At 69.7% G+C, this 11,769-nt stretch carries 10 protein-coding genes; all 10 read right to left on the bottom strand.

The window, feature by feature from the left end:
• Nucleotides 1-27 precede the first annotated feature (27 nt).
• On the bottom strand, nt 28-1,128 hold the full coding sequence (locus AC1RTO_RS16920) for a CaiB/BaiF CoA transferase family protein (protein WP_493161956.1): 1,101 nt from the start codon (nt 1,126-1,128) through the stop codon (nt 28-30).
• Nucleotides 1,129-1,132: 4 nt separating this feature from the next.
• Nucleotides 1,133-1,456 carry an EthD family reductase gene (locus AC1RTO_RS16915; protein WP_493161955.1) on the bottom strand — a complete coding sequence of 108 codons (324 nt, stop codon included), beginning with the start codon at nt 1,454-1,456 and terminating at the stop codon, nt 1,133-1,135.
• 272 nt (nt 1,457-1,728) lie between these two features.
• Nucleotides 1,729-3,480, bottom strand: coding sequence for an allophanate hydrolase (gene atzF, locus AC1RTO_RS16910; protein WP_493161954.1), 1,752 nt, complete (start codon nt 3,478-3,480; stop codon nt 1,729-1,731).
• Complete coding sequence (uca, locus tag AC1RTO_RS16905; RefSeq protein ID WP_493161953.1) at nt 3,477-7,076, bottom strand: urea carboxylase; 3,600 nt, start codon at nt 7,074-7,076, stop codon at nt 3,477-3,479. The genes atzF and uca overlap by 4 nt, the downstream gene beginning before the upstream one ends.
• Nucleotides 7,073-7,699, bottom strand: coding sequence for an urea amidolyase associated protein UAAP2 (locus tag AC1RTO_RS16900; RefSeq protein ID WP_493161952.1), 627 nt, complete (start codon nt 7,697-7,699; stop codon nt 7,073-7,075). The genes uca and AC1RTO_RS16900 overlap by 4 nt, the downstream gene beginning before the upstream one ends.
• Before the next feature lie 10 nt (nt 7,700-7,709).
• The gene (locus AC1RTO_RS16895) at nt 7,710-8,528 is read right to left on the bottom strand and encodes an urea amidolyase associated protein UAAP1 (protein ID WP_493161951.1); all 819 of its coding nucleotides are present in this window, start codon (nt 8,526-8,528) and stop codon (nt 7,710-7,712) included.
• On the bottom strand, nt 8,525-8,968 hold the full coding sequence (locus tag AC1RTO_RS16890; protein ID WP_293876374.1) for a CopG family ribbon-helix-helix protein: 444 nt from the start codon (nt 8,966-8,968) through the stop codon (nt 8,525-8,527). Before AC1RTO_RS16890 ends, AC1RTO_RS16895 begins: the two co-directional genes overlap by 4 nt.
• Before the next feature lie 35 nt (nt 8,969-9,003).
• On the bottom strand, nt 9,004-9,810 hold the full coding sequence (locus tag AC1RTO_RS16885) for an ATP-binding cassette domain-containing protein (RefSeq protein ID WP_493161950.1): 807 nt from the start codon (nt 9,808-9,810) through the stop codon (nt 9,004-9,006).
• Complete coding sequence (locus AC1RTO_RS16880) at nt 9,807-10,622, bottom strand: ABC transporter permease (RefSeq protein WP_493161949.1); 816 nt, start codon at nt 10,620-10,622, stop codon at nt 9,807-9,809. Before AC1RTO_RS16880 ends, AC1RTO_RS16885 begins: the two co-directional genes overlap by 4 nt.
• A gap of 10 nt (nt 10,623-10,632) precedes the next feature.
• The gene (locus AC1RTO_RS16875; protein WP_493162047.1) at nt 10,633-11,715 is read right to left on the bottom strand and encodes a putative urea ABC transporter substrate-binding protein; all 1,083 of its coding nucleotides are present in this window, start codon (nt 11,713-11,715) and stop codon (nt 10,633-10,635) included.
• Between the last annotated feature and the right edge of the window lie 54 nt (nt 11,716-11,769).

The following is an 11,769-nucleotide window of genomic DNA, read 5'->3' as shown; positions in this document are numbered from 1 at the left end:
AGGGCGACCGCGGCCGATGGGTGGCGATCAGCGAGGGGTGGCGGCTTCGAAGGCGATGCCGGTGCGCGGCACGCCGTCCCACATGCGCGGGCGCGGCAGCGGGGTGGCGGAATAGCGCGGTGCGGGCGCGGGCTGCATCACGCCGTCGATCTCGACGAATGTCGCGCGCTCCGCGTTGTGGGGGTGGAGAGGGGCCTCGGCCATCGACAGCACGGGGGCGAAGCAGATGTCGCTGCCCTCCATCTCGGCCGCCCACGCATCGCGCGTCCGCGTGCGGATAATCGCGGCCAGCCTGGGCTTCAGCGCCGCCCAGCGCGCCGGCTCGAAATGGTCGTCCCACTCCGCGCCGGTCAGTCCGATCGCGGCGCGCAGCAGCGCGTAGAATTTGGGTTCGATCGATCCCAGCGCGATGAACCTGCCATCGGCGGTTTCGTAGGTGTCGTAGAAATGCGCGCCGGTATCGAGCAGGTTGACGCCGCGTTCGTCGCGCCACATGCCGACCGCCAGCATGCTCCAGATCGCGCTCATCAGCAGCGCGCTGCCGTCGGTCATCGCACAGTCGATCACCTGGCCCTCGCCGGTCGCGCGGGCATGGTAGAGCGCGCTGACCATGCCGAAGGCGAGCATCATCGCGCCGCCGCCGAAATCGCCCACCATGTTGATCGGCGGGGTCGGCTTGCCGCCTTCGCGCCCGAAGGCGTGGAGCGCGCCGCTCAGCGCGATGTAATTGATGTCGTGGCCCGCCGCCTGCGCATAGGGACCGGTCTGCCCCCAGCCGGTCATCCGGCCGTAGACCAGTCGGGGGTTGCGCGCGAGCAGGTCGGCAGGGCCGAGGCCGAGCCGCTCCATCACGCCCGGCCGGAACCCCTCGATCACGCCGTCCGCCCCGGCGACGAGGTCGCGGACCCGGTCGCGGCCCTCCGTCGTCTTGAGGTCCGCAGCGACGAAGGCGCGCGAGCGCAACGTGACGTCGCGCCGACGGATGGCGATCGCCGCGTCGGTCAAATCTTCGGGGCGTTCGACGCGGATCACCTCCGCGCCGTGGTCGGCCAGCATCATCGCGGCGAACGGCGCCGGTCCGATGCCGGCGAATTCAACGATCCGTAGCCCTGCCAATGGTCCCGCCATCCGCTCAGCCCTTCACGGCGATATTGACCTGCCCGACCGGCGCGACGCCGGAAAAGCGCGCGATATCCTGCTGGAGCAGCGGCGCATCGGGATGGGCGAGAGCGTTCTGCAGATCGGCGTCGGATCGGAAGTGCAGGATCGTCATCGCGGTATAGGGCGGCGCCTCGCCCGGAACGCTCGACGCGATCCCGCGCAGCACCTCGACCCGGTCGAGGAAGGCCCCCCAGATCCGATCGACCAGCGGCAGGTGTCGGTCGGCGTAATAATCGAAATCGAAGCCGTCGGCCGCGGCGGGATACAGGAGCGTCAGGATCGGGCGCGACGGCATGTCTCTCATCCTACCGGTTGGGATGAGTGGTACTTAATCGTGTAATTAACAAACGGCAAGGGTTGTCAATGGGGCATAAGGCGCGCCCGCGCGTCGAAGCCCGGCACGCGTTCGAGTGGGCACGCAAATGGCGTACCGGATCGGCTCGATCAGGCGTCAGTATCGGCAAGGCGCAGGACCGGCTGCCGCCTATATAGCGATAGGACCCGGAGCTGCATCACGCAGCGGCGCGTCACACTATGTCGGCGACGTGCGTCAGCGCATCCGCCGCCTCATCGCGCGATATAGGCGCGCCAGCCGCCAAGCGCGGTGATGTCTTCGGCACCGGTCAGGGCGCGGGGTTCGGCGACGAAGCCCTTCACCTGGCTGCCGTCCGCGAGCGTCACCGTGCCGATCGCGAGCGGCGGCGGTACGTCGGCGACGAAGCTGCCGAAGGCCGCAATGTCGAGTTCGTAGACCTCGACCGCAATGCCGGCCCCGTCCGGGCTGTGGATCAGCGCTGGCTTCGGCGGCACGCTGTCCGCCATGGCGTAAAGGCGATAGGTCGGCGCCGTCGTCGTCGCGCCCACGAAGCGCGCGGCGCGCGAAGTAAGCTGCCAGTGCAGCGGCATGTCCGCAAGATGCGCACCCACCACCGCCAGTTTCACGCTGTCCATCCGTCCCTCCAGGTCAAGCGGCGGCGGAGAGGCCGGCGCGGGAAACAGGGTCTTTGCCGCATCGATCAGCGCGCGATCGGTGCCGGCCGGTCCCATCACCGTGACGCCGAAGCCGACGCCATTGCCATAGGTGCCGGTCGGCACCGCGATCGCCGCCATGTCCAGCAGGTTGACGAAATTGGTATAGGCGCCGAGCGTCGCGTTGAGCGCGATCGGCGCGGCCAGCATCTCGGCGACGCGATAGCTGGTGGGTGCGGTCGGCAGGACGATGAGGTCGACCTCCGCCCACATCCGCTCCGCGACGCGGGCGAGTTCGGCGAGGCGATAGCCGCCGTTGAAGGCGTCGACTGCGCTGTAATCGCGCCCCTGTTCGACGATCGCACGCACGACCGGATGCACCGCATCGGCATCGCGGTCGAGCAACGGTTGCAGCGCCGCCGTCCGTTCCGCGATCCATGGCCCGTCGTACAGCAGGCGTGCCGCCGCATCGAGCGGTGCCAGATCGATCGTCACGATCTCCGCATCGAGTCCCGCCAGCGCCTGCCGATAGAGATGTTCGGACTCGATATCGCCGAACCAGCGGCACTGGTCGGCGCGCGGGATGCCGATCCGCCGGCGCGCGCGCGGAACGTCTGCGAGCGGGCGGGACAGCGCGTCGTCCGCGTCGAAGCCGGCGACGGCATCATCGACCAGCGCGGCATCGTCCGCCGAACCGGCAAAGACCGTGATACAGTCGAGCGTCCGGCAGGCGGGGACCAGCCCATGGCTGCTCCAGCGGCCTCGGGTGGGCTTGAGGCCGACGAGATGGTTGAAGGCGGCGGGGACGCGGCCCGAGCCGGCAGTGTCGGTGCCGAGCGCGAAGGCGACCAGCCCGGCCGCCACCGCGACCGCCGACCCGGAGCTCGACCCGCCGCTGATCCAGTCGCGGTTATAGGCGTTGCGCGGGATGCCATAGGGGCTGCGCGTACCGTTGAGGCCGGTGGCGAACTGGTCGAGGTTGGTCTTGCCGACGGGAATCGCGCCCGCGGCAACGAGGCGTTCGACGACGGTCGCGGACGAATCGGGGCGATAGGCGAAGGCGGGGCAGGCGGCGGTGGTGTCGAGCCCCCTGACGTCGATATTGTCCTTCACCGCGAAGGGCACGCCGGCGAGCGGCAGTGCCTCGCCCGCGGCGACGCGCGCATCGACGTGCGCGGCCGCGGCGCGCAGCACGGCGGCGTCGTGGCGCGCTATCCATATTGCGGACTGGACCCCGTCATAGGCGGCCAGCCGTTCCAGCACGTCCTCGATCACCGCGACGGCAGTGCGGCGACCCGACCGGACATCGGCGGCAATGCCGGCGACCGGGAGCCGGTCGAGCGCGGTCATGCCGGCATCAGCGCCAGCACCGGCGCGCCCGGGGTCACCGTCTGCTGTTCGGCGACATAGAGCGCCGCCACGGTGCCGGCGGCGGGGCTGAGCACCGGAAATTCCATCTTCATCGCCTCCAGCACCGCGATCGTCTCCCCCGCTGCGATCGGATCGCCGACCGCCTTCAGCAATTTCCAGACGTTGCCGCCGAACGGTGCCTCGACCAGTGCCGCGCCATCGGGGATCGCGACGGCATCGGTCGATACGTCGCCATCCGCACCGGCGAGGTCGGCGACCCGGTCGAATTCGCCGCGCCGTTCCCATTCGGCGCGCTCGTCGGCGAAGGCGGCGTTGCGGCGCGCTTCGAAGGCGGTGATCGACGCATCGTTCTCGGCGAGGAAGGCGCGATAGTCGGCGAGGCGGAACTCCGTTTCCTCGATCCGGATGTCGCGGCGGCCGAGCGGGAAGTCGCGGCGCCACTCGGTCAGCTCGTCGTGGCTGACCGGGAAGAAGCGGATCTGGTCGAAGAAGCGCAGCAGCCACGGCTTGCCGTCGGCGAAGGCGCCGGTCTGGCGATAGGTGTTCCAGACCTGGATCGTGCGGCCGAACAGCTGGTACCCGCCCGGGCCCTCCATGCCGTAGATGCACATATAGGCGCCGCCGATCCCGACGACGTTCGGCGGCGTCCACGTCCGCGCCGGATTGTATTTGGTGGTGACGAGGCGATGGCGCGGATCGATCGGCGTCGCCACCGGCGCGCCGAGATAGACGTCGCCGAGGCCGTAGACGAGGTAGCTGGCGTCGAAGATGATGCGGTGGACGTCGTCGGCGCTGGCCAGCCCGTTGGCGCGGCGGATGAATTCGATATTGTCCGGGCACCAGGGCGCATCGTCGCGCACCACCCGCATATAGCGGTCGATCGTCTCGCGGATCGCGGGGTCGTTCCAGCTCAGCGGCAGGTGGACGATGCGCGAGGGGATGACGAAGTCGTTGAGATCGCCGAGGTCGTGCTCGATCGCGGTCAGCCGTTCGATCAGCGCCGCCTCCTTCAGGCGGACGCCGTCGATATGGACCTGGAACGAGCGGATGCCAGGGACGATGTCGAGGATGCCGGGCAGCGCCAGCGCGGCGAGCGCGGTGGTCGCGGCATGGACGCGCAGGCGCAGTTCGAGGTCGAGCGTGATCGGCCCGTATTCGACCAACAGGTTGCGGTCGCCCTGGCGGCGGAACAGCACGCGCGGGCGCAGCCCGTCGGTGGGCATGTCGGCGAGGATCGCGTCATGGCCGGTCGATGGCGCGCCCGCGAAGGGCGCGGCGGGGCGATGCTCGATCCACGCTTCCTCGGCCTGGCTCGCCGCATCCGCCTGCGCGAGGCTGACCTGTTCGAAGCGGACGCGGTCGCCGGGCGCGAGCTGGCCGACCTTCCACAGGTCCGCCGCGATGACCACGAACGGGCAGACGAAGCCGCCGAGCGACGGACCGTCGGGGCCGAGGATGATCGGCATGTCGCCGGTGAAATCGAGCGCGCCGATCGCATAGGGATTGTCGTGGATGTTGGAAGGATGCAGCCCCGCCTCGCCGCCGTCCTTGCGCGCCCAGTGCGGCTTGGGGCCGACCAGCCGCACGCCGGTGCGGTTGCTGTTGTAATGGATGCGCCATTCGGCCGACAGGATCGTGTCGACGTCTTCGGGCGCGAAGAAGTCGGGTGCGCCATGCGGGCCGTACAGGACGCGGATCGTCCAGTCGGGGCCGAGCGGAGGCTGTTCGACGACGCGCGGACCCGGGATCGCCGCGGGCGCGTGCGTGGTAAGGTGCAGCGTGTCGCCGACGCGCAGCCGCCGCCCGCCGTGACCGCCGAATTTGCCGAGGTCGAAGGTGCTGGCGCTGCCGAGATAGCTCGGCACGTCGAGCCCGCCCGCGAACAGGATATAGCCGCGCATGCCGCCGCCGCCGACGCGGCCGAGCGCGAGCGACTGGCCGGCGCCGACGACGACGGGCGCGTTGCGCGGCACCGGCTTGCCGTCCAGCGTCGCGGCGAAATCGGCGCCGGTCAGGCAGATGCGCGCCGCGGCGTTGAACTGCAGCGTCGGGCCGGTCGCGGTCACCTCCAGCCCCGGCGCGTCGGAATCGTTGCCGAGCAGCACGTTGCCGAGCCGGAACGCGCGCGCGTCCATCGGCCCCGACGGCGGCACGCCGATGTCCCACAGGCCAACGCGCCCGGGATAGTCCTGCACGGTCGTCGCGGTGCCGGCGGAGCGGACGACGATGCTTTGCGGACGATGGACCACGCTTTCCAGCGAGCGGGTCGAGACGTCGCCGCTGGTGAAATCGCCGCTGCGGGTGACGTCGCGCAGCCAGCGCACGTTGGTTTCGATGCCCGCGAACTGCGTACGGTCCAGCGCGACCTGCATCGCCGCCACCGCCGCGTCGCGGTCTTCCGCATGGACGATCAGCTTGGCGAGCATCGGATCGTAGAAGGACGAGACTTCGGAGCCGGATTCGACCCAGCTTTCGACGCGGACGTCGTCGGGGAAGGCGACCCGGGTCAGCGTGCCCGCGGCGGGGCGGAAGTCGACCGCCGGATCCTCGGCATAAAGGCGCGCCTGGATCGACCAGCCGCGCGGCGGCGGTACGCGCTGGTCGAGGAAGGCGAAGTCGCCGCCGGCACCGCGCACCATCCATTCGACCAGATCGACCCCGGTCACCGCTTCGGTGACGCCATGTTCGACCTGCAACCGCGTGTTGACCTCGAGGAAGAACCAGTCCTGCCGCTCGGGATCGTACAGGAATTCGACGGTGCCCGCCGAGCGGTAGCGCGCCGCCTCGCCCAGCCGTACCGCCGCCTCGATCAGCGCGGCGCGGATCGCGTCGGGCAGGTGGGGGGCCGGGGCCTCCTCGATCACCTTTTGGTTGCGGCGCTGGAGCGAGCAATCGCGCTCGCCGAGCGCGACGACGCGCCCCTGTCCGTCGCCGAAGATCTGCACCTCGACATGGCGCGCGCGCGGCACGAAGCGTTCGAGGAACAGCCCGGCGTCGCCGAAATTGCCCGCCCCCAGACGCGCGACCGCGGCATAGCCGTCGCGGACCGCCTGTTCGTCGGTGCAGACGCGCATGCCGATGCCGCCGCCGCCCGCGGTCGCCTTCAGCATCACCGGATAGCAGATACGCGCCGCGGCCTCGATCGCGGCATCGACGTCGGCGAGCAGCCCCGTGCCCGGCGCAAGCGGGACGTTCTGCGCCTCCGCCAGCGCACGCGCGCTGTGCTTGAGGCCGAAGACGCGGATGCTGTCCGCAGTCGGCCCGATGAAGGCGATGCCCGCCGCCTCGCACGCCTCCGCGAAGCCGGCATTCTCGGACAGGAAGCCATAGCCGGGGTGGATCGCGTCGGCGCCCGTCTCACGCGCCACCGCGAGGATGTGCGCGACGTCGAGATAGCTCTCCGCCGCCGGCCCGGCGCCGATCCGCACCGCCACGTCCGCCTCGGCGACGTGGCGCGAGGCCTCGTCCGGGTCCGAAAAGACCGCGACCGAACGGATGCCCATCCGCCGCAGCGTCCGGATGATCCGGCAGGCGATCGCGCCGCGGTTGGCGATCAGGACGGTCGTCACCGTCATGCCGTCACGATCATGCGGACGGGGGTGGGGTTGAAGCCGTTGCAGGGATTGTTGATCTGCGGGCAGTTCGACACGACCACGGTCACGTCCATCTCGGCGCGGACGTCCACGGTCAGCCCCGGCGCGGAGATGCCGTCGACGATTCCCAGCGCACCGTCCGGTTCGACGGGCACGTTCATGAAGAAGTTGATGTTCGACACGATGTCGCGCTTGCCGCGGCCGTCGCGCAGATTGGCTTCCAGGAAATTGTCGACGCAGGCGTGCTGGGCCTTGGTGTGCATGCCGTAGCGCAGCGTGTTCGATTCGCACGAACAGGCCCCGCCGATCGTGTCGTGATAGTCGACCGAGGTGGCGACGATCGTCATCATCGCGCGCCCTTCGTTCGACCGCAGCACGCTGCCGGTGCGCAGGAAGATGTTCTTCTGCGCCGCGATCGTATCCTGCGCGCTGTAGCGTTCGGCATCGTCGGCGGTCGCGTAGAGCAGGAAATCGACCGCCTGGTTGCCCTCCAGATCGACGATCCGCAGCGTCTGTCCCGCCGTCAGCCGGTGCAGCCAGGGGGCGCGTGCCGGCACGATCGCGTCGTGGAGGATCGGGCCGGTGAGGTCCTGCGTGTGAGCCATGGTGTCCATCTCAGCAGCGGTACAGATCGTCGGTGTTGAGGAAGGCGCGCTGCCGTTCCGGCGTCGCGTTGCGGATCGCATCGTCCCGGCCGGCGACCGCGCCGCGCCATGCGGTCGCGCGCAGCGGCGTGACGCTCCACGGCCGCGTGTCGAGCACGTGCGGGCAATTGGCGAGGACGAGGATGACGTCCATGTCGGCGCGCAGCACCAGCGCGCGGCCGGGCGCGAACGGGCCGATCCGTGCCGCGACGCCGCCGTCCGCGGCGATCGCCACGCCCTTGAACAGGTTGATGCAGGGATGGACGTCGCGCCGGCCGAGGCCGTGCTTCGCCGCGCCGAGCAGCAGCCGGTCGCGCGCACCGGGATGATCGCCCGAATTGCTGCCGTCGCCGTAGCGACGCGCGTTCGACGCCGCGGTGGAGGGGCCGCAGAACGCGTCATGCGTGCCGGCCTCGTCCGTCTCGATGCTCGCCATCGCGCGGCCCATGTCGGACAGCAGCAGGCTGCCGGCGCCGGGATAGGCGTTCCACTGCACCTTCACCGTGTCGGCGATGTTGAGCCGCTCGGTCGGCATCGCCGCGTTGAACAGCAGCAGCGACGCGCAGGCATCGCCCTGAAGGTCGATCAGCCGCAACCGCGTCCCGCGCCGCAGGATGCGCGTCGCATAGCCGCCCGCGGCGATCGTTTCCTCCCACAGCAGATCGTCCGGCGCGATGCCGGCGGGCAGGTCGTCGGCGCGGGGCGGCAGGACCGGCATCGCCTCGACGACGGTGCCGCCCATGGCGCGGGCGTGCGCACGGGCGGCATTGGGGTCTGCAAGCGTGTTCATGCCGCTTTTCCTGTGCTGTGCGGCGCGACCTCGTCCTGTTCGTGGAGCGGGGGAAGCAGCGCGGTGGTGGTGAACAGCCGCAGCTGCTGGACGCCGCGCACCTTGCGCAGCGCATCGCACAGGTCGCGCAGCCGCCGGGCCGGCCCCTGCACCAGCAGCACTTCGAGCGACTGGTCGTCCTCGAGGAAGACGTGCTGCGAGGAGATGACCTCCTTCAGATAGTCGCTCTGCGTCTGCGCCAGCTGGTGGCGCACGCGGCCGAGCTCGGCGCGATAGACGAGCGTGATCGTCCCCGCGAGCATGTCCTCCGGCCGCGAGGCGGCGCCGTGTTCGGCCAATTCGTCGCGGATCAACTCTGCGATCAGCTGCGAGCGCGAGGGCAGGCCGCGATCCTCCACCATCGCGTCGAGCTGGCGGAAGAGTTCGGCGGGCAGGCTCATGCTGAGCCGCGCGAGGCTGGAGGGAGAGGCGTCCTTCACGATGCGGCAGGTGTCCCAGTTATTACCGATTCTGTCAAACGTAATACTTCCGCCGGAACTTCGACGGCGTCGGTGCGCGTCCTGCGCGTCAGCGGCAGGTCATAGGTGGCGGTCGCGCCGAACCGGTGCGGCGCGTGCGGGTCGTGCCGGCGCTTGTCGAAGGCGAGCACCCGGGTGCCGAGGCCGAAGGCTTCGCCGATGTCGTGCGTCACCATCAGCACGGTCAGCGCATGCTCCTCCCACAGCCGCAGAATCAGCCGGTGCATGTCCTGGCGGATGCCCGGGTCGAGCGCGCCGAACGGTTCGTCGAGCAGCAGCACGCGCGGTCGCGCCATCAGCGCCTGGGCTATCGCCAGCCGCTGCTGCATCCCGCCCGACAGTTGCGCGGGGTAGACGTCGAGCGCGTCGCCCAGCCCGACCTCGTGCAGCATCGCGGCGGCGGCATCGGCGGCATCGCGGCGGGCGCGGCCGAACAGGCGGGCGGTGAGCGGCGCCTTCGTGCATTCCGCGCCGAACATGACGTTGCGCAGCGCGGTCAGGTGCGGGAACACCGAATAGCGCTGGAACACCACGCCGCGGTCGGGGCCGCATTCGGGCGTCAGCGGCGTACCGTCGAGCAGGATACGGCCGCGGGTGGGCGCCTCCTGACCCAGGACGAGGCGCAGGAAGCTGCTCTTGCCCGCCCCCGACGGACCGACGATCGAGACGAAGCTGCGTTCGGCGATGTCGATGTCGACCCGCTCGAGCACGATCTTGTCGCCATATTCGAGCCAGACGTTGCGGAAGGAGAGGATGTCGCTCATCGGCCGGCCTGATGCGCCCAGGCGAATGCGCGCCGGCTGAGCTGGGCGAGGGCGATATCCGCCACGATCGCGAGCAGCGAGATCCAGGCGACGTAGGGGATGATGATGTCCATCGACAGATAGCGGCGGACGAGGAAGATGCGATAGCCGAGCCCGACGTCGGACGCGATCGCCTCCGCGGAGATCAGATAGACCCACGCCGGCCCCAGCGACAGCCGCAGCCCGGCGATCAGGCGGGGCAGCGCCTGCGGCAGCGCGACGCGCAGCGCCAGCTGCCAGCTGCTCGCGCCCAGCGTCTGCGCCTTGATGAGCTGTTCCTGCGGAATGGCCGCGATGTGATCGGCGAGGTCGCGGATCAGGAAGGGGGCGACGCCGATGACGATCAGCGCGACCTTGGCGGTATCGCCCAGTCCGAAGACGATGAACAGTACAGGCAGCAAGGCGATCGGCGGGATCACCGCGATCGTCGTCACCAGCCCGCCGAGCGTCGCGCGGGCCGCGGGCAGGACGCCGAGTACCAGCCCGACCAGCAGCGCCGACAGCGCGCAGATGCCGAGCGCGAGGCCGAGCCGCTGCAGGCTGGCGACGGTGTCGGCCCAGAAGATCAGCCGGCCGGTCAGCGGGTCCGCTTCGGCGAGCAGGCCATGCATCGCCGCGGTCATCGCGCCGAACGTCGGCAGCACCTTGTCGGACGGGTTCGAGGCATGATGCGCCGCCGACACCGTGACGTAGAGCAGCAGCACCAGCAGCAGCGGCAGCGCACCGAGCAGGAAGGCGGTGCCGCGGCGCGGCCGGACGTTTACCCAGCGCATCGCCGCCCCCTCACAATTTACCGGCCGCGGCCAGCTCCATGTAGGTCGGGTCGAAGCGCAGCTTGACGTTCTTGGCATCGCCCAGCGTCTTGCCGGGCAGGCCGATGCCGATCGCGTCGGCCGATTTCGCACCCTGGCCGAACAGCCCCTTGGAGAAGCTGAAGTCGCGCACCTTCGTCATCGTATTGCCGAGCGTCGGCGACCGGATCGCGGCCACCGCATCCTGCGGCGTGCCGTAGAGGTGTGTGGTCGACAGCTGCGCGTCGAACGATTGCGGGGTGGAGCCCGCCATCTTGGCCATCGCCGCGCGGGCCGCGACGCCGCCGGCGTCCTGCCGCTGCATCAGCGCGATCGTCTCGTACCAGATGCCCGCCAGCGCCTTGCCGAGGTTCGGGTTGGCCTTCAACGTCGCGGTATCGACCGCGAGCAGGTCGAGGATCTCCGCCGGGATCTGGTGCGAATCGAACGCCACCGCCGCGCCGGGCAGCTTCGCGACCTCGCCCAGCTGCGGATTCCAGGTGACCACCGCGGTCGCCGCGGGGTTGGCGAAGGCGCCGACGATATCGGCGTCGGAGGTGTTGACCGTCTTCACGTCGGACAGCTTCAGCCCGACCGACGACAGCCCGCGCGCCAGCAGATAGTGCGACACCGACAGCTCGACCAGATAGACGGTACGGCCCTTGATCTCCGACAGGCTCTTCGCGTTCTTGAGGACGACGCCGTCGTTGCCGTTCGAATAGTCGCCGAGGATGATCGCGCTGGTGTCCTTGCCGCCGGCGGCGGGGATCGTCAGCGCATCCATGTTGGTCAGCGTGACGCCATCGAGCTTGCCGGCGTTGAACTGGTTGACCGATTCGACATAGTCGTTGACCTGGACGAGGTTGATCCTCACCCCGTATTTGTCGGCCCATTTCTTCACGATGCCGGCCTGCTGGGCATAGGGCCATGGCATCCAGCCGGCATAGATCGACCAGCCGATGGTGAAGTCGGTCCGCTTCGCCTGTTGTGCGCCGCCGCCATCGCCGCAGGAGCTGGTGGCCATCATCGCGACCGCCGCGATCGCAAGGCGCGTTCTCGAAACCCAGCCTGCCATGTTCGACCCCCTGTTGCGCAGCGCGAAAAGCGCGAGTTCCAGCCGCTGGATGCT

It is taken from the genome of Sphingomonas sp. GW821-FHT10F09 (assembly GCF_058809195.1).
This window is presented reverse-complemented; position numbering and strand designations above follow the sequence as displayed.

Bases quoted from the DNA above. Each gene is read 5' to 3' on its own strand.
- AC1RTO_RS16875 (WP_493162047.1), bottom strand. From the start codon at position 11,715: ATGGCAGGCTGGGTTTCGAGAACGCGCCTTGCGATCGCGGCGGTCGCG.
- AC1RTO_RS16900 (WP_493161952.1), bottom strand. From the start codon at position 7,699: ATGGCTCACACGCAGGACCTCACCGGCCCGATCCTCCACGACGCGATC.
- AC1RTO_RS16890 (WP_293876374.1), bottom strand. From the start codon at position 8,968: ATGAGCCTGCCCGCCGAACTCTTCCGCCAGCTCGACGCGATGGTGGAG.
- AC1RTO_RS16885 (WP_493161950.1), bottom strand. From the start codon at position 9,810: ATGAGCGACATCCTCTCCTTCCGCAACGTCTGGCTCGAATATGGCGAC.
- AC1RTO_RS16920 (WP_493161956.1), bottom strand. From the start codon at position 1,128: ATGGCGGGACCATTGGCAGGGCTACGGATCGTTGAATTCGCCGGCATC.
- AC1RTO_RS16895 (WP_493161951.1), bottom strand. From the start codon at position 8,528: ATGAACACGCTTGCAGACCCCAATGCCGCCCGTGCGCACGCCCGCGCC.
- uca (WP_493161953.1), bottom strand. From the start codon at position 7,076: ATGACGGTGACGACCGTCCTGATCGCCAACCGCGGCGCGATCGCCTGC.
- AC1RTO_RS16880 (WP_493161949.1), bottom strand. From the start codon at position 10,622: ATGCGCTGGGTAAACGTCCGGCCGCGCCGCGGCACCGCCTTCCTGCTC.
- AC1RTO_RS16915 (WP_493161955.1), bottom strand. From the start codon at position 1,456: ATGCCGTCGCGCCCGATCCTGACGCTCCTGTATCCCGCCGCGGCCGAC.
- atzF (WP_493161954.1), bottom strand. From the start codon at position 3,480: ATGACCGCGCTCGACCGGCTCCCGGTCGCCGGCATTGCCGCCGATGTC.